At 69.5% G+C, this 21,271-nt stretch carries 18 protein-coding genes and 1 tRNA gene; 9 read left to right on the top strand and 10 right to left on the bottom strand.

What is annotated here, in order from left to right; genetic code table 11:
* Positions 1–58 precede the first annotated feature (58 nt).
* The 3 genes from ACIQTT_RS16345 (at position 59) to ACIQTT_RS16335 (ending at position 1,468) form a co-directional block, all read left to right on the top strand.
* Entirely contained in the window at positions 59–532 is a 474-nt protein-coding gene (locus ACIQTT_RS16345; protein ID WP_402792432.1) for a DUF6389 family protein, read from the top strand.
* Positions 533–546: 14 nt separating this feature from the next.
* A tRNA-Leu gene (locus ACIQTT_RS16340) sits at positions 547–628 on the top strand.
* Positions 629–694: 66 nt separating this feature from the next.
* Entirely contained in the window at positions 695–1,468 is a 774-nt protein-coding gene (locus ACIQTT_RS16335) for a DedA family protein (RefSeq protein ID WP_402792428.1), read from the top strand.
* A 28-nt stretch (positions 1,469–1,496) separates the two neighbouring features.
* Here the strand turns inward: ACIQTT_RS16335 and ACIQTT_RS16330 are convergent, their stop codons facing one another.
* Entirely contained in the window at positions 1,497–2,420 is a 924-nt protein-coding gene (locus ACIQTT_RS16330) for a Ku protein (protein ID WP_402792426.1), read from the bottom strand.
* A gap of 57 nt (positions 2,421–2,477) precedes the next feature.
* Between ACIQTT_RS16330 and ligD the strand changes: the two genes are divergently transcribed.
* Positions 2,478–4,442 carry a non-homologous end-joining DNA ligase gene (ligD, locus tag ACIQTT_RS16325; RefSeq protein ID WP_402792423.1) on the top strand — a complete coding sequence of 655 codons (1,965 nt, stop codon included), beginning with the start codon at positions 2,478–2,480 and terminating at the stop codon, positions 4,440–4,442.
* A 3-nt stretch (positions 4,443–4,445) separates the two neighbouring features.
* Here the strand turns inward: ligD and ACIQTT_RS16320 are convergent, their stop codons facing one another.
* From ACIQTT_RS16320 to murI, 4 genes are all read right to left on the bottom strand, one after another.
* Positions 4,446–5,366 (bottom strand): cation diffusion facilitator family transporter, encoded by a 921-nt coding sequence (locus ACIQTT_RS16320; protein ID WP_402792420.1) that lies wholly within the window; start codon positions 5,364–5,366, stop codon positions 4,446–4,448.
* A gap of 382 nt (positions 5,367–5,748) precedes the next feature.
* Positions 5,749–6,342, bottom strand: coding sequence for an RdgB/HAM1 family non-canonical purine NTP pyrophosphatase (gene rdgB / locus ACIQTT_RS16315; RefSeq protein WP_402792417.1), 594 nt, complete (start codon positions 6,340–6,342; stop codon positions 5,749–5,751).
* A gap of 2 nt (positions 6,343–6,344) precedes the next feature.
* Entirely contained in the window at positions 6,345–7,082 is a 738-nt protein-coding gene (rph, locus tag ACIQTT_RS16310) for a ribonuclease PH (RefSeq protein WP_402792414.1), read from the bottom strand.
* 43 nt (positions 7,083–7,125) lie between these two features.
* A complete protein-coding gene (gene murI, locus ACIQTT_RS16305) occupies positions 7,126–7,962 on the bottom strand; it encodes a glutamate racemase (RefSeq protein WP_402792411.1) in 837 nt (278 codons plus the stop codon).
* A gap of 62 nt (positions 7,963–8,024) precedes the next feature.
* Between murI and ACIQTT_RS16300 the strand changes: the two genes are divergently transcribed.
* The gene (locus ACIQTT_RS16300) at positions 8,025–9,350 is read left to right on the top strand and encodes a nicotinate phosphoribosyltransferase (protein ID WP_402792408.1); all 1,326 of its coding nucleotides are present in this window, start codon (positions 8,025–8,027) and stop codon (positions 9,348–9,350) included.
* Between the two features lie 16 nt (positions 9,351–9,366).
* On the opposite strand, the gene ACIQTT_RS16295 is transcribed toward ACIQTT_RS16300, so the two are convergent.
* From ACIQTT_RS16295 to ACIQTT_RS16285, 3 genes are read right to left on the bottom strand one after another with little or no spacing between them, the layout of a single operon-like run.
* Entirely contained in the window at positions 9,367–9,633 is a 267-nt protein-coding gene (locus tag ACIQTT_RS16295; RefSeq protein WP_247624800.1) for a DUF3039 domain-containing protein, read from the bottom strand.
* Positions 9,634–9,673: 40 nt separating this feature from the next.
* Positions 9,674–11,233: a hypothetical protein gene (locus ACIQTT_RS16290; protein ID WP_402792404.1), complete on the bottom strand. Its 1,560-nt coding sequence runs from the start codon at positions 11,231–11,233 to the stop codon at positions 9,674–9,676.
* Positions 11,209–12,984 (bottom strand): ABC transporter ATP-binding protein, encoded by a 1,776-nt coding sequence (locus tag ACIQTT_RS16285; RefSeq protein WP_402792401.1) that lies wholly within the window; start codon positions 12,982–12,984, stop codon positions 11,209–11,211. The genes ACIQTT_RS16290 and ACIQTT_RS16285 overlap by 25 nt, the downstream gene beginning before the upstream one ends.
* Positions 12,985–13,224: 240 nt before the next feature.
* On the opposite strand from ACIQTT_RS16285, the gene ACIQTT_RS16280 reads away from it, so the two are divergent.
* The 4 genes from ACIQTT_RS16280 (at position 13,225) to ACIQTT_RS16265 (ending at position 16,907) form a co-directional block, all read left to right on the top strand.
* Entirely contained in the window at positions 13,225–13,917 is a 693-nt protein-coding gene (locus ACIQTT_RS16280) for an NTP transferase domain-containing protein (RefSeq protein ID WP_247624803.1), read from the top strand.
* 96 nt (positions 13,918–14,013) lie between these two features.
* A complete protein-coding gene (locus tag ACIQTT_RS16275) occupies positions 14,014–15,009 on the top strand; it encodes a hypothetical protein (protein ID WP_402792397.1) in 996 nt (331 codons plus the stop codon).
* 90 nt (positions 15,010–15,099) lie between these two features.
* Positions 15,100–16,689 carry an acyl-CoA carboxylase subunit beta gene (locus ACIQTT_RS16270; RefSeq protein WP_402792394.1) on the top strand — a complete coding sequence of 530 codons (1,590 nt, stop codon included), beginning with the start codon at positions 15,100–15,102 and terminating at the stop codon, positions 16,687–16,689.
* On the top strand, positions 16,686–16,907 hold the full coding sequence (locus tag ACIQTT_RS16265; protein ID WP_402792391.1) for an acyl-CoA carboxylase subunit epsilon: 222 nt from the start codon (positions 16,686–16,688) through the stop codon (positions 16,905–16,907). The genes ACIQTT_RS16270 and ACIQTT_RS16265 overlap by 4 nt, the downstream gene beginning before the upstream one ends.
* Before the next feature lie 30 nt (positions 16,908–16,937).
* Here ACIQTT_RS16265 and ACIQTT_RS16260 read toward each other — a convergent pair whose 3' ends face one another.
* Both ACIQTT_RS16260 and ACIQTT_RS16255 read right to left on the bottom strand, forming a co-directional pair.
* On the bottom strand, positions 16,938–19,946 hold the full coding sequence (locus tag ACIQTT_RS16260; RefSeq protein ID WP_402792388.1) for an alpha-mannosidase: 3,009 nt from the start codon (positions 19,944–19,946) through the stop codon (positions 16,938–16,940).
* A gap of 56 nt (positions 19,947–20,002) precedes the next feature.
* Positions 20,003–21,259: an ROK family transcriptional regulator gene (locus ACIQTT_RS16255; RefSeq protein ID WP_402792386.1), complete on the bottom strand. Its 1,257-nt coding sequence runs from the start codon at positions 21,257–21,259 to the stop codon at positions 20,003–20,005.
* Positions 21,260–21,271: the final 12 nt, after the last annotated feature.

The raw sequence follows: 21,271 nt of genomic DNA, 5'->3' as shown, positions 1-21,271 counted from the left end.
AGTTATCCACAGCGGAGACGGAACGCCCTCGGATCGGGCGTCCTCCTACACTGATGACGTGGCTTCCGACCCCTACGCCGACGCTCTGCACCTCGTTCTCGCCGCGCACGACGACGAGGTCCGCGAGCGCCTCCGACTCCTCGACGAGGTCGCCCGTGCGCAGGGCGATCGAGATGTGGTCGTCGAGGTGTTCGTCGACGACGACGCCGAAGGGCCCTTCGATGTCTGGGCGCGCCTCGACGGCCTGAACGCCTTCGAACTCGAACCGTTGCTCGGTGATCGCCGCCATCTCTTCGGCGTCACCTGGCACGAGCACGGATGGGAACCAGCGGTACCCGAACCGCCGCGGGGGTGGTCACGCGACCAGCTGCAGGAAGCGGTGATCGACGCCGTGTCGACGTGGCTCTCCGCACTTCTGCCGGCCGACGGGCGCGCACTCGACTGGACGGTCGAGTCACCCGACGGGTCGAGCGATCCCCGCCCTCTCCCCGTGCCGGATTCCCCCGGGAAAGCGGGAGCCTCCGCTCGGTAGACTGTGAGCACCGCGCGGGAGTGGTGGAATTGGCAGACACGCAGGATTTAGGTTCCTGTGCCCCAGGGCGTGTGGGTTCAAGTCCCACCTTCCGCACAAGACGGGCGCATTCGCGCGTTCGACTGCTTTACCGCCGAACCATCGCACCACGACGGGACACTCATGCATCACGCCGCGCTCATCCCCTGGCTCGACCCGGCCACGATCATCGGCACGGCGGGCCCGTGGGCTCTTCTCGTGGTGTGCTTCATCGTCTTCGCCGAGACCGGACTCCTGGTCGGCTTCCTGCTCCCGGGTGACACGCTGCTCGTGATCGCCGGTCTGCTGTCGCACCCGCTCGCAGGCTCCGAGCACGGTGTCTTCGGCATCAACGTGTGGTTGGTGGCGCTCCTGATCGGGCTCTCGGCGTTCATCGGTGGCGAGGTCGGCTACGTGATCGGCCACAAGGGCGGTCCGGCGGTTTTCGAGCGCAAGGAATCGGGTCTCTTCAGCAAGAAGAACGTCGAGCGCACGAACGCTTTCTTCGAGCGTTTCGGCGGCATCACCGTGATCCTCGCCCGGTTCGTTCCGATCGTGCGCACCTTCGCCCCGGTCGCCGCGGGCGTCGGACACATGCCGTGGCGCAAGTACACGCTCTACAACCTGATCGGCGCCATCCTCTGGGGCTTCGGTCTCACGATGTTCGGGTACGCGATCGGGTTCATCCCGCCCGTCGCCCACTTCGTCGAGAGCTACATCGACCTGATCCTGCTCGCCGCCGTCGGCGGCACGGCTCTGGTGACGCTGTGGCACTACCTCCGCGAGCGCTACAAGGCGAAGAAGGACGCCGAAGCCGGCCACGACGTCGTCACCGACGCGGCCGAGGCGCAGGCCCTCACGCTCGACCCCGAGGTCTTCGACCGCGCACCCGACCTGGACGGCGACGGCAAGCACTGACGGCGCGAGCTGAACAGGGGCACCTCCGTCAGCTCGCCTTCTTCTTCGCCGGTGCCCTCTTCGCGGCCGGCTTCTTCGCAGCGGACTTCTTGGCGCCGGCATCCTTCTCGTCGGCATCCTTCTCGTCGGCATCCCCGGATTTGGCCGCGGATCCCTTCGCGCGCTGCTCCTTCGACTTCGCGACGCTGGCGCGCAGGGCCTCCATGAGGTCGATGACCTCGCCGCCCTTTTCGGCCCCCTCGGACTCGCCGAACGTGTCGGCGACGTCGAAACCCTCGCCGGCATCGATCTTGGCGTCGATGAGCGTGCGCAGCTCCTTCTGGTACTCGTCGACGAACTCCTCGGGGTCGAAGTCGCTCGAGTAGCTCTCGACCAGGGATGCCGACAGTTCGAGCTCCTTCTTCGAGATCGAGACGTCTTCGTGCAGCGAAGGGAAGTCGACCTCGCGGACCTCGTCGGCCCAGAGCAGCGTCTGCAGCACGAGCACGTCCCCGCGCACCCGCAGCGCGGCGAGACGGGTCTTCTGTCGGAGGGTGAACCGCACGATCGCGGTGCGGTCGCTCTGCTCGAGCGTCTTGCGCAGCAGCACGTACGCCTTGGGCGACTTGGAATCCGGCTCGAGGTAGTACGGCTTGTCGAGCGTGAGCAGATCGACCTGGTCGCTGGGCACGAACTCCACGACATCGATCTCACGGCTCTTCTCGGACGGGAGGGCGGCGAGATCGTCCTTGGTGAGCACGACGGTGTGCCCCTCGTCGACGTACGCGCGATCGATGTCCGAGTAGGCCACGGTCTCGCCGCAGACCTCGCACGTGCGCTGGTAGCGGATGCGTCCGCCGTCCGCATCGTGCACCTGGTGCAGAGGGACGTCGTGGTCCTCGGTGGCGGAGTAGACCTTCACCGGCACGTTGACGAGCCCGAACGTGACCGCGCCCTTCCAGATCGTTCTCATGACCCCAGTGAACACCAGCGGCACCGGCCGAGACCAGCCCTTGACTACGCTGGCTCCATGGTCGTCGACGGTCGGATCGTGCAGGTCGAGGGACGACGCCTGCGCGTGACCAACCTCGACAAGGTCGTCTACCCCGAGACCGGCACGACGAAGGGCGAGGTCTTCGCCTACTACACGGCCATCGCCCCGCAGTTGCTCCCCCTGCTCGCCGGCCGCCCCGTGACCCGCAAGCGCTGGGTCGAGGGCGTCGGGACGACGGATGCCCCCGCCGATGCCTTCTTCACGAAGCAGCTCGAACGCGGGGCGCCGGAGTGGATTCCCCGCCGGGCGATCGTGCACTCCGACGGCCCGAAGGAGTATCCGCTGGTCGACGAGGTGCCGACTCTGGTATGGCTGGCGCAGGTCGCGGCGATCGAGCTCCACGTGCCCCAGTGGCGATTCGGGGTCGATGGGCTGCCCGGGCGACCCGACCGCCTGGTGCTCGACCTCGACCCGGGGCCCGGGGTGGGCCTCGCGCAGTGCGCTGTCGTCGCCCGTCTCGCCCGCGGCATCCTGACCGGTATGGGGCTCGACCCTGTGCCGGTGACCAGCGGCAGCAAGGGTATCCATCTCTATGCGGCCCTCCCCGGCGAGCAGACGAGCGACGAGATATCGGCGGTCGTGAAGGAGCTCGCACGGCTCATCGAGAACGAGCATCCCGACCTCGCGACCGCCACCATGTCGAAGGCCGTGCGCGGGGGTCGAGTGTTCCTCGACTGGAGTCAGAACAACGGCAAGAAGACGACGATCTCGCCCTACTCGCTGCGCGGCCGCTCCCGGCCATGGGTGGCGGCTCCCCGCACCTGGGACGAGCTCGACGACCCCGATCTCGCACAGCTCGACCTCGACGAGGTGCTCGAGCGGGCCGCAGCCGGCATCGACCCGATGGCGGCGCTGCATCCGACGGATGCACCGGCCCCGAGCTCGCCGCCAGCCGCCCCACCGAAGGCGGAGCGACACCGGCCGAGCAGCCGCGGCGCCTCGCCCGTCGCGATCGATCCGGAGGCGACGCTCCCGACGTTCGAGCCGATGCTCGCCGAGCACGGCACCCCTGCCCTCGCCCGGCGCCTGGGCGATCCCGCCTGGGCCGAAGTGAAGTGGGACGGCATCCGCGCGATGGGCACCTGGTCGAACGGACGGATGCGTCTGCACGCCCGCCGGGGCACCGACATCACGGCGCGCTACCCCGAGCTCACGAGCGACGGAGCCCCGTTCTTCCCCGCCGCGGACGCGGTCGTCGACGGAGAGATCGTCGCCTTCGACCACGACGGACGTCCGAGCTTCTCGCAGCTCCAGAACCGCATGCACCTGACCCGAGCGCGAGAGATCGAACGAGAGGTCGTGCGCACGCCGATCGTGTACATGCTCTTCGATCTGCTTCGCCTCGACGGCCACGACGTCACCGGCCTGCCGCTGCATCAGCGGCGCACCCTGCTCGAGGACCTGGTCGCCGATCTCGACGCACCGGTGCAGGTCCCGCCGGTGTTCGACGACGTCGACGACGCCCTCGCCGCGAGCGACGATTTCGGCCTCGAGGGAATCGTCGTGAAGGATCGCGACTCGCGCTACCGCGCCGGCACGCGCTCGCCCTCCTGGCTCAAGCTCAAGCACACCCGCATGCAGGAGGCGGTGATTGTCGGCATCCGCCCGGGCAAGGGTGATCGCGAGCGGACGCTCGGTTCGCTCCTGCTCGCAGTGCACGACTCCCCCGGCTCACCCCTGCGCTACGTCGGCCGGGTCGGTACGGGCTTCACCGAGCGCATCCTGCGCGACCTCCTCGGACTCCTCGAGCCACTGCGCACGAAGACCGCTGCCCTCGACGGGGTTCCCGCGCCCGACGCCTCCGACGCGCTGTGGGTGCGCCCGGAGCTGGTGGGCGAGGTGGAGTTCGCGAACTGGACGCCCGACGGCAGCCTGCGGCACGCCCGTTGGCGGGGGCTTCGCCCCGACAAGTCACCCGAGGAGGTCGTGCGCGAGAGCTGATGTTCAGGCGTGGTGCGGTTCGCAGTCCGACTGCTCAGCCGGCTCGATCTGAAACGTCGAGTGCTCGACGTCGAAGTGCTCGGCGAGGCATCCCTGCATCTCCGAGAGGAGCCGGGTCGATCGTCCGTCGGCGAGGATCGCCGGGTCGACGAGCACGTGCGCGCTGAACACCGGCGCGCCACGGGTCAGTTGCCAGACGTGCACGTCGTGCACCCCGACCACACCGTCGTAGCCGAGCAGGTGCGCGCGGATGTCGGCCACCGCCATCCCCTTCGGTGCCGACTCGGAGAGCACCGAGAAGACCTCTCGAAGGAGCGAGATCGCCCGCGGGACGATGAGGATCGCGATGAACATCGAGGCGATGGCATCCGCCGGCATCCACCCGGTCGCCACGATCACGATCGCGGCGATGATCACGGCCGCCGAGCCGATCAGGTCGCCCATCACCTCGAGGTACGCGCCGCGCACGTTGATGCTGGTGCGCTGCGCCCGGCTGAGCAGCCACATCGAGACCGCGTTCGCCAGCAGACCGACGACCGCGACGGCGAGCATCAGCGGCCCCGCGACCTCGACCTCACCGGGATCGAGCAGACGCCCGACGGCCTCGAACCCCACCCACCCCGCGAGCAGGATCAGGATGATCGCGTTGATCAGCGCGCCGAAGACCTCGGCCCGCTGATATCCGAACGTGCGACGGTCGTCGGCGGGGCGTGCGGCGACCGCCGCAGCGATGAGCGCGATCACGAGCGCGGAAGCATCCGTGAACATATGAGCGGCGTCGGCCAGCAGCGCCAGCGAACCGGTCAGCAGAGCCCCGACCACCTGCACGACCATGATCGTCGCGGTGAGGCACAGCGAGATCGTCAGGAGACGCCTGTGACCGGCCGAGCGGATGCCGCCGGCAGCGGGAGCGTGATCGTGCATGCCTCAAGGCTAGACGCAGAATCAGCCGTTCAGCCGCGATTTCCCTAGTCGGGAAGGGTAACGAGAACCAGTCTCAGGAATGCGAGGAAAAAGGAGCGCGAGCCTGGTACCTTCGGCGGATGTCGATCGTCACCTTCGTTTTGCTCACCGTCGGTGCTGCGCTTCTCGTCGCAGGATTCCTCCTGGCTCTGAAGAGCCGCAGAGAGGGCGGCGCTGACTTTCGCAGTCCGCGGTGGCATCTCCCGGTGATACTCGGCTGTTCCGGTGCGGGTCTCCTCACCATCCCTGCAGTGTATGCATGGCTGCTCCCCGCACTGGGACACTGATCGCACCCGCAGCCACGGAGTACACGGACGCTCGAAAGCGATCAGGTCGCGGATGCTCAGAGCGCGGTCAGCAGCGGAGCCAGCTCTTCGAACGCGCGGGCACGATGCGACTGCGCCTGCTTCTCCTCGTCGGTGAAGTCACCGACCGAGCGCTCCTCCCCCGCCGGCTGACCGTCGGGGATGAAGATCGGGTCGTACCCGAATCCGCCCCCGCCGGAGGCGGCGTGCGCGAGCCGTCCGGGCCAGATGCCGGTGACGACCTCCTCGGTGCCGCCGGGAGCGACCAGTGCGATGGTCGAGGTGAAATGCGCGGCGCGGTGCGGGTCGGCGATGTCGCGCAGCTGGTCGAGGAGAAGCTCGAGGTTGGCGACGGCATCCTTCTTCTGCCCCGCCCAGTAGGCGGAGAACACGCCCGGCGAGCCGCCGAGCACGTCGACGCAGATCCCCGAGTCGTCGGCGAGGGCCGCGAGGCCGGTGTGCGCGGCCGCGGCGCGCGCCTTGATCAGTGCGTTGTCGGCGAAGGTCACCCCGTCTTCGACCGGCTCGGGCCCGTCGTAACCGACCACCTCGAGGTCGGGGCGCACCCGGGCGACGATCTGCTGGAACTCGGCGACCTTGTGCGGGTTGTGCGTGGCCAGCACGACCTTCATCGTCACTCGGCCTTCAGGGCGGCGATCTGCCGCTCGGTGAGCGTCGCGCAGCCGTCGACGCCGAGCTGCAGCAGCGCGTCGAGCTCGCGCTTGTCGAAGGGCGCGCCCTCGGCGGTCCCCTGCACCTCGACGAACAGTCCGCGGCCGGTGACGACGATGTTCATGTCGGTCTCTGCGCGCACGTCCTCGACGTATGCCAGATCGAGCATAGGCTCGCCATCGATGATGCCCACCGACACGGCGGCGACCGAGTCGAGCAGCGGGGTGGAGTTACGACCGATGAACTTCTTCTCGCGACCCCATTCGATCGCGTCGGCGAGGGCCACGTAGGCGCCCGTGATCGCGGCGGTGCGCGTACCACCGTCGGCCTGCAGCACGTCGCAGTCGATCACGATCGTGTTCTCGCCGAGCGCCTTGGTGTCGACGACCGCGCGCAGCGCGCGACCGATCAGGCGGGAGATCTCGTGCGTGCGTCCGCCGATGCGACCCTTCACGCTCTCGCGGTCGTTACGGCTGTTCGTGGCGCGAGGGAGCATCGCGTATTCGGCGGTCACCCACCCCTTGCCCTTGCCGGTGAGCCAGCGCGGAACGCCGTTGGTGAAGGATGCCGTGCAGAGCACCTTCGTGCCGCCGAAGCTGATCAGCGCGGAGCCCTCGGCCTGCGAGCTCCATCCGCGCTCGATGGTGACCTCGCGGAGCTGGTCGGTGGAGCGGCCGTCGGCACGCACGATGTCAGACATGGGCTTCCTTCGTTTCGGGGAGTTTCGGGGAGAGGGGTGCCGCTCAGCGCGGCTCGGAGAGGGAGTCGGGAAGAGGGATGACGCCGGTCTGGACGAGCTGCACGTCGCGCACCTCACGGCCCATCAGGCGGTTCGCGAGCGCGGTGAAATCGGCGGCGGAGTCGCCCGTGGCCTCGTACACGTACCGTGCGGTCGCGTCGGGCGGGGCCAGCAGGTCGCCGCGGACGAGCTGGCGGTAGACGTCGCCGGCCGTCTCGTCGTCGCTCGACACGAGCGTGACGCCCTCCCCCATCACGTAGCTGATGGCGCCGCGCAGGAACGGGTAGTGGGTGCAGCCGAGCACGAGCGTGTCGACCTCCGCCTCCCGCAGCGGCGCGAGGTACTCCTCGGCGACCGCGAGCACCTCCGGCGTGCCGGTGATGCCCGCCTCGACGAACTCGACGAAGCGCGGGCAGGCCGCCGTGAACACCTGCAGCCGCTCGTTGACCTCGAGCATGTCCTGATAGGCGCGCGAACCGATCGTGCCGACCGTTCCGATGACGCCGATGCGTCCGTTGCGGGTCGTCGAGACGGCCCGCCGCACGGCGGGTCCGATGACCTCGACCACCGGCACGTCGTATCGCTCGCGCGCATCACGGAGCATGGCCGAGGATGCCGTGTTGCAGGCGATCACGAGCATCTTCACGCCCTGGTCGACGAGGGTGTCGAGCACCTCGAGCGAGTAACGGCGCACATCGGCGATCGGCTTCGGACCGTAAGGCGAGTGGGCGGTGTCTCCGATGTAGACGAACGACTCGCGGGGCAGCTGGGCGCGGATGGCCCGCGCCACCGTGAGCCCGCCGACACCGGAGTCGAAGATACCGATCGGCGCGTCGTTCATGACTCCCCAGCCTAGTCGCGACGACGCGGCCGCAGGTGATCAGCGCTCACTAAACTGAGCGCATGACCTCGTCGACGGCGCTGCTCACCGACCGCTACGAACTCACGATGCTCGCCGCATCGCTGCGCGACGGGACGGCATCGCGCCCGAGCGTCTTCGAGCTCTTCTCGCGCCGCCTGTCGGGCGGGCGCCGATTCGGGGTCGTCGCCGGCACCGGGCGCCTGCTCAGTCTGGTGCGCGACTTCCGCTTCGGTGACGACGAGCTGCGCTTCCTTCGCGACAACGACGTGGTCGATGCGGCATCCTTGCGCTACCTCGAGGACTACCGGTTCACGGGTTCCATCCGCGGCTACCGCGAAGGCGAGCTGTACTTCCCGGGCTCCCCCATCCTCACCGTCGAGGGCAGCTTCGCCGACGCGGTCGTGCTCGAGACGCTGGCGTTGAGCGTGCTCAACCACGACTCGGCCGTCGCCACGGCAGCCTCGCGCATGAGCATCGCGGCGGGCGAGCGCCCCCTGGCGGAGATGGGATCGCGCCGCGCCGCCGAGCAGTCCGCCGTCGCAGCTGCCCGCGCCGCCTACATCGCCGGATTCCGCGCGACGAGCAACCTCGAGGCAGGGCGCACGTGGGGCATCCCGACCATGGGTACCGCCGCGCACTCCTGGACCCTGCTGCACGACAGCGAGGAGGAGGCCTTCCGGTCGCAGATCGAGAGCCTCGGAACCGACACCACGCTGCTCGTCGACACCTACGACATCCGCACCGGGGTGGAGACGGCGATCCGCGTCGCCGGCACGGGCCTCGGCGGGGTGCGCATCGACTCCGGCGACCTGCCGACCGTGGCCGCCGCCGTGCGCGAGCAGCTCGACGCACTCGGCGCGACCTCGACCCGCATCACGGTCACGAGCGACCTCGACGAGTACGCCATCGCGGCCCTCGCCGCATCGCCGGTCGACGCCTACGGCGTGGGCACGTCGGTGGTGACGGGATCGGGGTATCCGACGGCCAGCATGGTCTACAAGCTCGTCGCCCGGCAGGATGCCGCGGGCTCCTGGATCGGCGTCGCCAAGGCCTCGGCCGACAAGGCTTCGCACGGCGGCCGCAAGGCGGCCTTCCGACGCCTCGCGGACGGCGTCGCCACCGCCGAGCAGGTTCTGGTCGCCGACGGCTTCGAGAAGTTGGACGGGCCGGCATCCTCCGTCGAAGGGCGCCCGCTGCAGGTGACCTTCGTCGACAACGGCGAGATCGATTCCGCGCACGAGGGCGCCGAGGGAACGGCATCCGCCCGCGAGCACCACCTACGAGTCCGCGAGGAGCTGCCGGTGCGTGCGCTCGCGCTGAGCAAGTCCGACCCCGCGATCCCCACCGTCTACATCGACGTCGAGTGAGATCGCGGCGACGCGGTCAGCGCGTCATCGACTCGTAGATCTCCTTGCACGTCGGGCAGATCGGGAACTTCTCCGGGTCGCGCCCCGGCGTCCACTTCTTGCCGCAGAGTGCACGGACCGGCTTACCGGTGATCGCCGACTCGAGGATCTTGTCCTTCTTCACGTAATGCGAGAAACGCTCGTGGTCACCCGGCTCGAGATTCTCCTCTCGGAGGAGCTCTTCCAGTTCGCGATCAAGCGTTGCCACGCCGCCCTGATCGGGGCTGTCCAGCGGAGTACTCATCCCGTGAGTCTAGCCGCGTCCACACGTGCGCGGGGCGGCGTCACGCGGTCTCGACGAACTCCATGAGGCGTTCCCCGCTGCGTTCGAAGATGAGGCCGCCGACGACCGCTCCGATGACGAAGACACCGACGCCGGTGCCGAGGCCGGCCCAGAACGTCGCCATCGCCTGCTGCTCCCCCGAGAGGAGGTTCGAGGCGAAGAGCCAGATGACCGGACCGCTGACGAGGATCGCCCCGAGGAACGCGACGGCCGGCCCATAGGCGCCGCGCGACGTCGGACGCTGCGGCTGCTGGAACGGACTGTCGCCCGGGCGCGACACCGCATACGGCGCGACCACCGACACGATGCTCGACAGCCCGAGGGCCGAGAGCAGCAGGCTGGATCCGAGGCCGATGAGCGGCAGCAGAAGGTGCCAGTCGTCGATGATGACGAGTGTGAGCGGAACGGCGATCGCCAGGACCGGTACCGACACCAGGAGCACCGGGACCAGGCGCCCGAGCCGATCGGGCAGCCCGCGCACGCCGCTGGCGACGTGCGTCCACAGGGCCGTCGAGTCGTAGGCCACGTCATTGTGCGGCAGCCATCCGAAGAAGAGCGCCATCACGGGGACCGGCACCAGGGCGGCGATCTCGAGCGGCACGCCGGCGACGAGGAGCGGGAGCACCGTGAGTACCCCGGCGACCGGCACGACGATCACGTTGACGATGTAGCGGCGGTCGCGCAGCCAGTAGACGAGGCTGCGAGAGGCGATGGCTCCGAAGGCCGTCGACGGCAGCAGCGCGAACCACCCGAGACCGGTGCGCTCGCGCGCGGCCACGGGCCGCTCGGTCGTGGTGAGCAGACGGCGCACCAGCCATTCCCACAGCACCCAGAGCCCCGCGAGGGTCACGACGGCGATGAGGCCGATGAGCCACGCCGTCGAGCTGTCCGGCGCCTGGAACAGCACACCGGGGGCCGCTCCGAGCGGGGTGAGGGAGATCGCACCCGTGAGCGAGATCAGGGATGCGGGCACCTCACCGTCCCACCGGAACGACGCGAGGAACACGGCGACCGGGAATGCCACGACGAGCAGGGCGAGCGCGAACAGCGCCGTGAGCTCGCGCGAGCGCCGTTCGGGCAGCAGCAGCGCGTTGACCGCCATGCCGATGCGCGCGACCAGGATCGTGCTGACGATGCCCACCAGGGTCATCCCGACCGCGAGCGGCCAGGCGGCACCGAGCTGTACCGCCACGATGCCGACACTGAGATATACGGCCAGGAGAGCGAGGCTCGGGACGCTGATCAGCGATGCGACGACGAGGATCCACGGCATCTGCCGCTCGTCGACGCCGAAGACGGCGAAGCGGCGAGGATCGAGCTGGTCGACGGCCCCCACGAGGATCGGACCGATGAGGAATCCGAGGAGGATCGCGGCGCCGCCGAGGACGGTGACCGTGCGAGCGACCCCGAGCGGTGCGCCGGAGAGGCTGAGCACGGAGGTGCACACGACGACCGTGATCGCCACGACCACGAGGAAGGACAGGACCGACCGCGTCCGACGCTCGCCGCGCAGCGATCCGAGCAGAAGGGCGAACCTCAGTCGGAGAACGTGTGCAGCCACTCGAGCCCCTCCACCTCTCCGATACCGCCGGAGAGCTCGACGAAGCGCGCTTCGAGCGTCTGGCCCGCCCGCACCTCGTCGATCGTCCCCTCAGCGAGCACCTCGCCGTCGACGATGATCGCGACCCGCGAGCACACCCGCTCCACGAGATCCATGCCGTGACTCGAGAGGATGACGGTTCCGCCGTGCGCGACGTACGCCCGCAGGATGTCGAGGATCACCGCCGAGGAGACGGGGTCGACCGACTCGAACGGCTCGTCGAGCACGAGCACGCGCGGCGAGTGGATCATCGCCCCCGCGAGCATGACCTTCTTCGTCATGCCCGCCGAGTAGTCCGAGACCACGCGGCCGAGCGCATCCCCCAGATCGAAGGCGCGCGCGAGGTCGGCGACGCGCTTCTCGATCACGTCGGAGGCCAGGCCCCGCAGGAGCCCGTAGTAGTAGAGGAGCTGACGGCCGGTCAGACGGTCGAACGTGCGCAGGCGATCCGGAAGGACACCCATCACCCGCTTCGCCGCCTGGGAGTTCGTCGCCTGGTCGATGCCGCAGATCACGACGCTCCCGGCGTCGGCGCGCAGCAGCCCCGCGATGATCGACAGTGTCGTCGTCTTACCCGCACCGTTGGGTCCGACGATGCCGTAGAAGGAGCCCGCAGGCACCGACAGGTCGATTCCGTGCACGGCGCGGTTGTCGCCGAAGTGCTTGACGAGACCGCGGATGTGCAGGGCATCGACGTCCGCCGCGGCGGGAGTGGCCGCCTCCGGGGCGGAGACGGATGCCTCGGACTCGACGACCACGTGCTCCGGCTCGGCTTCGGCGGTGGTGCTCTCGGCCTCCGGCGCAACCTCGACGGCCTCCGGCTCGACGAGCTCCGGCTCGGCGATCACGGGTTCGACGATCACGTCGTCGACGACGGCGGCCTCTCCGGCACCGATCCTCTCGGCGACCTCGACCTCAACGGTCTCGACCGCGGCGACCTCGACCTCAGCGACCTCGACCTCAGCGACCTCGACCCCAGCCTCGGGCGGGTCGATCCGAGTCGGCTCGATCGTGACGGGAGCCTGCGGCTTCGGTTCCGCGACCTCCGCGGCCTTCGCGGCGGCAGCCTTGGCCGCAGCGGTCTTGGCGGCAGCCGTCTTCGCCGCGGTCGTGCGGGTGGAGGCGGCGCGCGATGCGGCGGTGCGCGCCGTGGTCTTCGCCGCCTGAGCCTTCGTGGCCGCGGTCTTGGCGGCGGCGGTCTTCGCCGCCGTCGACTTCGCAGCGGCCGTCTTCGCCGCGGTCGACCTCGCGGCGGTGGACTTCGCGGCAGCGGTCTTCGCCGCCGCGCCGGACTTCGCCGCAGTCGTGCTCGCGGCCGTCGTCTTCTTCGCCGCGGCCGTCCTCGCCGCAGTGGTCTTCGCGGCAGTGGTCTTCGCCATAGTGGTCTTCGCAGGCGTACGCGCCGCGGTCGCCGGACGCGCGGGGGCCTTCTTCTCCGCAGTCGAACCCGCCGCTGCGACGGGTTCGATGACGACATCGGTACCCGCGGCCGCCTTCTCCGCCGCCGACTTCGCCGCGGTCGGGCGCTTCGCCGGTGTGCGCACGGCGGGAGTCTTCTTGGCGGCGGGCGTGCGGGCCGGGGAAGCCTTCTTCGCCGCCGGGGAGGACCCGGATGCTCGCTTCGACGTCGCCGTCCGCTTCTCCGGGGTCGCCTTCGATTCGGTCGTGGGGTCTTCCGCCTTTTCGGGGCGGGCGTCGGGGGAAGCAGTCACGGGTTCTACGGTATCAACGCGAGCAGACTTCCCCGGGGTCGGGCGCAACATTCACCCTGACAATCACCCGGGCGCCTTCCCCGACATCGACCCTGGGTATACGGTGTGGACTGGGTCACGAAACGGCAACGGGCGCCGTGAGACCCGGTGTTTCCCAGGCTCCATCGCTAGCATGAACGCGGCACGACGAAGTGTCCGGCTGGTTAACCGGCCATGAACACACCTTCCAAAGGAGCACTCGTGACTCTTCAGACCGTCATCCTCGCAGCCGGCATGGGCTCGCGCCTGGGCCGTTCGCTGCCCAAGCCGCTCACCGAACTCGGCGACGGCCGCACGATCATGCGCCAGCAGCATGACAACATCCGCGCCGCCTTCGGCACCGACGCGCGCATCACCACCGTGGTCGGCTACCGCGCCGAGACCATCATCGAGGCCTTCCCCTCCGCGAACTACGTGCACAACGAGCGCTACGACGAGACCAACACGTCGAAGAGCCTCCTGCGCGCCCTCGGTGCGACCGGGCGCGGCGGCGTGCTGTGGATGAACGGCGACGTCGTCTTCGACCCGATGATCCTCGGCCGCGCGGCTGCCTTCATCGAGCGCGATCAGTCGTTCGTCACGGTCAACACCTCCAAGGTCAGCGACGAAGAGGTGAAGTACACGGTCACGGCCGAGGGCTTCATCAAGGAGCTGTCGAAGACCGTCACCGGCGGCCTCGGCGAGGCCGTGGGCATCAACTACATCTCGTCGGCGCAGAAGAAGGCGTTCATGCGCCAGCTGCAGCGCGTCGACGACCAGGACTACTTCGAGCGCGGCCTCGAGCTCGCGATCGCCGAGGACGGCCTCCTGCTCGAGCCGATGGACGTCTCCGACCTGTACGCGGTCGAGGTCGACTTCGCCGAAGACCTCGAGCGGGCGAACCTCTTCGTCTGAGTCGCTGTCGAGCGCCTCGCGCGAAAACGCCGGGAGCCGTACCCTCAGGGGTGCGGCTCCCGGCGTTTTCGCGGTCACGGTTCCTAGGATCGTGACATGGCCCCGAAGGTGCACAAGATCCACTCCCTCCCGGACGACGCCCCGTGGGATAAGGGCATCCCTCCGACGGGATCGCCCGAGCATCCGTTCGTCGTCCGCGGCCTCGATCGCGTCCTCTCGATCCAGCGCCCGCTCGTGCTCGCGCACATCCGCAGCATCCGTCTGCGCAATCCCCATGCCTCACCCGCCGAGATCGTTCGGATCCTCGAGCGGCGCTACCTCGCCGCCGTCACCACCGGCGGCGCGGCGGTCGGTGCCACCGCCGTCGTACCGGGGATCGGTACCGGCGTGACGCTCGCGCTCTCCGGCGTCGAAACGGTCGGCTTCGTCGAGTCGACCGCTCTGTTCGCGCAGTCGGTCGCCGAGGTGCACGGCATCGCCGTCGCAAACCCCGACCGCGCCCGGGCGCTCGTGATGACCCTGATGCTCGGCAAGGAGGGCGTCGACCTGGTCGGGCAGCTCGCCGGTCAGGTCGCCGGCCGTGGCGGCACCCGTAACGCGTACTGGGGCGAGCTCGTGACGAAATCCCTCCCCCGTGCGGCTGTCGGACCGCTCGTCGATCAGCTCAAGGGCATGTTCGTGAAGCAGTTCGCGGCGCGCGGCGGAGCCTCGTTCCTGGGCAAGGCACTGCCGTTCGGCGTGGGTGCGGCGATCGGCGGAGCGGGCAACCACATCCTCGGCCGACGCGTGCTCACCACCTCGCACCGCGCGTTCGGCGCCGCTCCCCTCGACCTCCCGCTCGAGCTCGAACCCGTTCCCGGTGCCGAGAAGGTCGAACTCCGGGTGCTCCGGGGCGCGCGCTACGCGGGCTCCGCGGTCGCGGGCGCGGCCGGCACGGCGGTGCGCGGGGTCGGCTGGGCGGGTCGCAAGGTCGGGGAACTGACCACCCGTCGCGGACGCGGCGGCGCGACCGGGGAACTGGAGTCCGATTCCGCGGCTCGCGGCGACCACGAACTCCCCGAGAATCCGGGCACCGACGGCCCGCTGCGCTGATCGGACAGAGAGCACCTCGCCAAAGGATCGCGCCACCCGTTGTGGCGAGCATCCAACAGGCCGAGCCGCGGCGACGATAGTGTGGAATCCGTGACGGACAAGCCCGACCTCTTTACCACCGCCGGCAAGATCGCGGATCTGCGCGCTCGCTACACCGAAGCCGTCGTCGACGCAGAAGCGAAGGCGAAGGAGAAGCAGCACGCCAAGGGCAAGATGACCGCCCGCGAGCGCATCGAACTGCTCGTCGATCCGGGGAGCTTCGTCGAGTTCGACGAGTACGTGCGCCACCGCACGACCGCGTTCGGCATGGACCGTTCCCGACCCTACGGCGACTCCGTCGTCACCGGTGTCGGCACGATCAACGGACGCACGGTCGCGGTCTACTCGCAGGACTTCTCCACGTTCGGCGGCTCGCTCGGCGAGGTCGCCGGCGAGAAGATCATCAAGGTCATGGAGTTCGCCCTCGCGGGCGGCATGCCCTGCATCGGCATCCTCGACTCGGGAGGAGCGCGCATCCAGGAGGGTGTCGTCGCCCTCGGCAAGTACGGCGAGATCTTCCGCCTGAACACCCGCGCCTCCGGTGTCATCCCGCAGATCTCGATCATCATGGGCCCGGCTGCCGGTGGCGCGGTGTACTCCCCCGCGCTCACCGACTTCGTGATCATGGTCGACAAGACGAGCCAGATGTTCGTCACCGGCCCCGACGTCATCAAGACGGTCACCGGCGAAGACGTCGGCATGGAGGAGCTGGGCGGCGCGTACACGCACAACACCCGCTCCGGTGTCGCGCACTACCTCGCGGAGGACGAGGACGACGCGCTCGACTACGCGCGCACTCTGCTCAGTTTCCTGCCGGACAACAACATGGCCGAACTCCCCTCGTACGAGGGCGTCTTCGAGTTCGAGACGACGGATGCCGACCGCTCGCTCAACACGATCATCCCGGACTCGGCGAACCAGCCGTACGACATTAAGACCGTCATCGAGCACGTCGTCGACGAGGGCGACTTCCTCGAGGTGCAGCCGCTCTTCGCGCCGAACATCGTCATCGGCTTCGGCCGCATCGAGGGCCGCTCGGTCGGCATCATCGCCAATCAGCCCTCACAGATGGCCGGAACGCTGAACATCGAGGCCGGCGAGAAGGCCAGCCGCTTCGTCCGCTTCTGCGATGCCTTCTCGATCCCGATCGTGACGCTCGTCGACGTGCCGGGCTACCTGCCCGGAACCGACCAGGAATGGACCGGCGTGATCCGACGCGGCGCCAAGCTGCTCTACGCCTACGCCGAGGCCACCGTGCCGCTGGTGACCGTCATCCTCCGCAAGGCCTACGGCGGCGCCTACATCGTGATGGGCTCGAAGCAGCTCGGCGCCGACGTCAACCTCGCATGGCCGACCGCCGAGATCGCAGTGATGGGCGGCCAGGGCGCCGTCAACATCCTCTACCGCGGTGAGATCAAGAAGGCCGAGGAAGCCGGCGAGGACGTCGCGGCCGTGCGCACCCGCCTCGCGAACGAATACACCTACAACGTCGCCTCGCCGTTCCTCGCCGCCGAGCGCGGCGAGCTCGACGGCATCATCGAGCCGGCGAACACGCGCGTCTCGATCGCCAAGGCCCTCCGCGCCCTGCGCGGAAAACGCGCCGAACTGCCGCCGAAGAAGCACGGGAACATCCCGCTGTGATCGACGAGAGGGGCGAGCGCCCGGCGCTCGAGATCACCCGCGGCACCGCGACCGAGGAAGAACTCGCCGCGCTCATCGCGGTGGTCAGCGACGCCTACGCGGCCGAGGAATCGGATGCCGTCGCCGAGGAGCCGGTCGTTTCGGCCTGGACGCGCACGCAACGCTCCCTGCGCAAGCCTCTGCGCAGGGACATCCCCTGGGGACGTTTCGCTCGCTGAGCGCCCCCGGGACATCCCGGGAATCCCGGCTCAACGTGCGAAGCGCAGCGTGACCAGCTGGAACGGCCGCAACGACAGCTCGACAGCGTCCGCGACGCCCGTGACAGCTGCCCGCGGGATCTCCCGCTCGAGGAGGTCGGTCTCCACGACCGACCGGAAGTCGAACGACGGCGTGACCTCCCCCACCGCCCGCCCGCCGTGCGCCTCGTACAGCCGCACGATGACATCGCCGCTGCGGTCCTCCGCGAGCTTGACCGCCTCGATCACGATCGCGTCCGACGACACCGAGAGCAGCGGTGCGACGGGGCCCGAGCCGCGCACGGAGCGTGCGGGCAGATTCAGGCGGTACCCCTCGCGCACCGCATCAGCGATCCCCGCATCCGGACGGATGCCGACGCGGAACGCGTGTCGTCCCTGATCGGCCTCCGGATCGGGGAACAGCGGCGCCCGTAGCAGGGAGAGCCTCACCGTCGATGCGGTGCCGCCGCCCTCGCGGGGCGACCGCGTGATGTCGTGGCCGTAGGTCGAGTCGTTCGCGATCGCGACCCCGAAGCCCGGTTCTCCGACGTGCACCCAGCGGTGCGCGACCGTCTCGAAGCGCGCGACGTCCCACGACGTGTTGGTGTGCGTGGGCCGGTGCACGTGGCCGAACTGGATCTCGGATGCGGCACGATCGCTGTGCACATCGAGCGGGAAGCCGAGCTTGAGCAGCTTCTGGCGCTCGTGCCAGTCCACGATCGTCTCGATGTCGAGGCTGGGCGATCCCGCGGCAAGAGTGAGGATCTGCGTGATTCGGGAGGTGCCGACCTCCCGCTCGATCCGCACGACGCCGGCGGTCGGGTGCGCGACGACCTCGATCGCCACGGCATCCGTCAGCTCGACGGCGTGCCGGCGGTAGTGCTCGTCGATGTCCCACGCGTCCCACGCCGTGGGGGTGTCGCGGTACAGCGTCAGCAGGTTGCCGCGCTCCCCCGCCGGGATCGTCTCGCGTCCGGTAGCGCGCACCCGCAGCGAGGAGATGAGCCCATCGGCGTCCAGCACGACCCGGAGATGCTCGTTCTCCAGCACGATGTCCACGCCCTGACGTCCGGCATGCGCCGCCGTCTCATCGGACTCCGCGACCCCGATCGCCAGGCCTGCCACACCGCTCGACGAGTAGGGGCTCGCGTTGGCGACCAGTTCCACGTCCCCGCGGCCTGCGACGACGTCGAGCGCGGTGCCGATGAGGCCGTCGAGCGTCTCGAGCACCTCCGCGTAGCGGCGCTCGGCCTCACGGTGCACCCAGCCGATCGAACTGCCGGGAAGGATGTCGTGGAACTGCTGCAGGAGCACGGTCTCCCACGCGTCCTCCAGTGCCTCGTACGGGTACTTCGCACCCGCCAGCGCCGCGGACGTCGCCCACAGCTCGGCCTCGCGCAGGGCGTGCTCGCTGCGCCGGTTGCCGCGCTTGGTGCGCGCCTGCGAGGTGTAGGTGCCGCGATGGAACTCGAGGTACATCTCGCCGGACCACACCGGCGGGTTCGGGTATTCAGCCTCCGCCGTCTCGAAGAAGCGCCGCGGATCGGAGAGGGTCACGGTCGGCGACCCCTCCAGCGATCGCAGTCGTGCGGCGGCGGCGAGCATCTCGCGGGTCGGCCCGCCACCGCCGTCGCCGTAGCCGAAAGGCACGAGCGAGACCGTCGCCGCGCCCTTCTCGGCGAACTGGCGCTCGGCACGGGCGAGATCAGCACCGGAGAGCTGCGAGTTGTACGTGTCGACCGACGGGAAATGCGTGAAGATGCGGGTACCGTCCAGACCTTCCCACGTGAAGGTGTGATGGGGCATCGTGTTCGTCTCGTTCCACGACATCTTCTGCGTCAGCATCCACCGCGACCCGGCAGCGCGGGCGATCTGCGGCAGCGCGGCCGAGTATCCGAACGAGTCCGGCAACCAGACGTCGAGGGGCTCGACACCGAACTCCTCGAGGAAGAAGCGCTTACCTCGCACGAACTGACGCGCGAGGGCCTCGCCTCCCGGCATGTTGGTGTCGGACTCGACCCACATCCCGCCCGCGGGATGGAAGCGGCCGGCCGCGACCGCGGCGCGCAGTCGCTCGAAGAGCTCGGGCTGGAACCGCTTCATCCAGGCGTACTGCTGCGCCGACGACGCCGCGAACGAGAACTCCGCGTCCTCACCGATCAGGGAGAGGACGTTCGAGAACGTGCGCGCCACCTTGCGCTGCGTCTCGCGCACCGGCCACAGCCACGCTGAGTCGATGTGGGCGTGCCCGACCGCGTGGGCGGAGTGCGCAGAGGCGGATGCCGGGCGTCCGAGCACCGCCGCGAGAGCGCCGCGTGCATCGGCGGCGGTGCCCGCGACGTCGTCCGGGTCGGTCGCGTCGACCGCGCGCTCCAGGGCGCGCAGGATCTCGGCCCGGCGGGAGGAACTCTCGGGGAGCTCTACGCGCAGACCGTCGAGCACGGCGATGTCCTGCAGAAGTTCCCAGACGGTGAGATCGAGCACGGCGACGTCGGCGCGCCGCAGCTCGTACAGAGGATCGTCGCCGGCGGAGTCCCATTCCCCGAGCGGTGTGGGACCGAAGGTGCGGAACCCGTCACCCACGTCGGGGTTCGCCGCCGCCTCGAGGTACAGCTCGATCGGGTCGCCCGGTGCCCCGTCGAGCGGCACGTACGCGTTACGCGGTTCGACCGCCTTGATGATGGACCCGTCCGCCCGGTACACCGTGCCCTCGGCCTGGAACCCCGGCTGCGCGCCGTGGAAGCCGAGGTCGAAGACGACCTCGGCTCGTTGTCCCGCTTCCGTCGTCGGAACCGTTCCGGTCACCCGCAGCCACATCGTGCTCCAGGCACGCCCCCACGGCGACCCGACGGCGAAGGGAGCGTAGGTCTGCGCAACCGCCTCGGCGAAGGGCACGGGTTCGCCCGGGACGACCCAGGCCTCGAGCGTGAGCTCGTGCGCGCATGCGTGGACCGCAGGTTCGAGGCGCTCCCGGACGAATCGGCGGATGCGTGCTTCTACCAGCGAGGAGTTGTCGTGCATGATGGGATTCCGATCGACGATGACGGGGAACGTCTCAAATACTACATCGATTGGATTTAAGGGATGGCGGGAGCGGGCACGCGTTCCGACAGCATCAGCGCGGAGGCCCGCGGAGTGAGGGCCTCGTCCAGCACCACGCACGCTGCGCCGACGGCCCCGACATCGGTACCGACGACCGTGCCGTCGATCGGGATCTGCCGCAGAGCGCGCGTCGCACTCAGACGCTGGACGTACTCGGGCAGCTCGGCGAGGTAGACCGCCGACACGTACCCCCAGAACGGCCCCCCGAGCACGACGCGCTCCACATCGAGGACATCCGTGAGTACCACCAGGAGAGCGGCCGTGCACCGGGCGGCATGACCGAGGATGCCGGAGGCCACCGCATCCCCCTGTTCCGCCCGTGCACACAGCTGCGCGAACCGTGCCTCGAGCGCGCCGGGCTCGCCATCGTCGTTCTCCGGAGGGAGCATGCCCGCCCGCACCGCCTCCGCCACGATCGACTGCGGCGTGCACGTGACTGCGACGCACCCTCGAGACCCGCAGGCGCACGGCGGCCCCTCCGGATCGACCACGATGTGCCCGATCTCGCCGAGGTTGCCCGTGCGGCCGCGCGTGACCTCACCGTCGCGCGCGAGCGCCGCGCCGAGCCCCGTGCCGAGGTAGAGGAAGACGAACGAGTCGTCGACGGGGCCGCGGCGCGTCCAGAGCTCGCCCGCGGCGGCCGCGGCGGTGTCCTTCTCCAGGGCGACCGCGAAGCCTGTTGCCGCCGACAGCAGCTCGCGCAGCGGCACGCGGCGCCATCCGCGCAGCATCGGCGGGTCGACGACGGTCCCGTTCGCCTCGTCGAGGGGTCCGGGAGCCGCGAGTCCGATGCCCACGATCCGCGAGCGATCGACACCGGCCTCCTCGATGAGGGCGTCGATCGCACGGGCCATCTCGTCGATGATCTCCGCGGGCTCTGGCGACCCCACCGGAATCAGGCGCCGGGCGACCACCGCCCCGGCGAGATCGAGGAGCACCACCGTCACGACCGCGGGGTCGAGGTGGACGCCCACCGAGTAGCGGCTCTCGGGCACGAGGCGCAGCAGGACCCGGGGTTTTCCCGGCCCGTTGATGGCACGCCCGGCCTCCGCGATCACGCCCTCGTCGAGGAGCCGGCGGGCGATGTTGGTGAGGGTCTGCGCGGAGAGGCCGGTGTCCGCCGCGAGCTCCGTGCGGCTCAGCGCATCGCCAGCGCGCCGGATCGCCTCGACCACGACCGCCTGATTGAAGTCGCCCATCCGGGGCAGGTTCGTTCCGCGCCGCGTGCTCATCCGGCCATCCTC

Origin of the sequence: Microbacterium sp. NPDC090225, from assembly GCF_044772365.1 — a bacterium.
Lineage (GTDB): Bacteria > Actinomycetota > Actinomycetes > Actinomycetales > Microbacteriaceae > Microbacterium.
The sequence above is the reverse complement of the archived record's forward strand: the minus strand, read 5'-3'. Positions and strand labels throughout refer to the sequence as shown.

Excerpts from the sequence above, each read along its gene's own strand:
- ACIQTT_RS16255 (WP_402792386.1), bottom strand. The coding sequence starts at position 21,259 with ATGAGCACGCGGCGCGGAACGAACCTGCCCCGGATGGGCGACTTCAAT.
- ACIQTT_RS16335 (WP_402792428.1), top strand. The coding sequence starts at position 695 with ATGCATCACGCCGCGCTCATCCCCTGGCTCGACCCGGCCACGATCATC.
- ACIQTT_RS16260 (WP_402792388.1), bottom strand. The coding sequence starts at position 19,946 with ATGCACGACAACTCCTCGCTGGTAGAAGCACGCATCCGCCGATTCGTC.
- murI (WP_402792411.1), bottom strand. The coding sequence starts at position 7,962 with ATGAACGACGCGCCGATCGGTATCTTCGACTCCGGTGTCGGCGGGCTC.
- ACIQTT_RS16300 (WP_402792408.1), top strand. The coding sequence starts at position 8,025 with ATGACCTCGTCGACGGCGCTGCTCACCGACCGCTACGAACTCACGATG.
- ACIQTT_RS16320 (WP_402792420.1), bottom strand. The coding sequence starts at position 5,366 with ATGCACGATCACGCTCCCGCTGCCGGCGGCATCCGCTCGGCCGGTCAC.
- ACIQTT_RS16295 (WP_247624800.1), bottom strand. The coding sequence starts at position 9,633 with ATGAGTACTCCGCTGGACAGCCCCGATCAGGGCGGCGTGGCAACGCTT.
- ACIQTT_RS16330 (WP_402792426.1), bottom strand. The coding sequence starts at position 2,420 with ATGAGAACGATCTGGAAGGGCGCGGTCACGTTCGGGCTCGTCAACGTG.
- ACIQTT_RS16275 (WP_402792397.1), top strand. The coding sequence starts at position 14,014 with ATGGCCCCGAAGGTGCACAAGATCCACTCCCTCCCGGACGACGCCCCG.
- ligD (WP_402792423.1), top strand. The coding sequence starts at position 2,478 with ATGGTCGTCGACGGTCGGATCGTGCAGGTCGAGGGACGACGCCTGCGC.
- rph (WP_402792414.1), bottom strand. The coding sequence starts at position 7,082 with ATGTCTGACATCGTGCGTGCCGACGGCCGCTCCACCGACCAGCTCCGC.
- rdgB (WP_402792417.1), bottom strand. The coding sequence starts at position 6,342 with ATGAAGGTCGTGCTGGCCACGCACAACCCGCACAAGGTCGCCGAGTTC.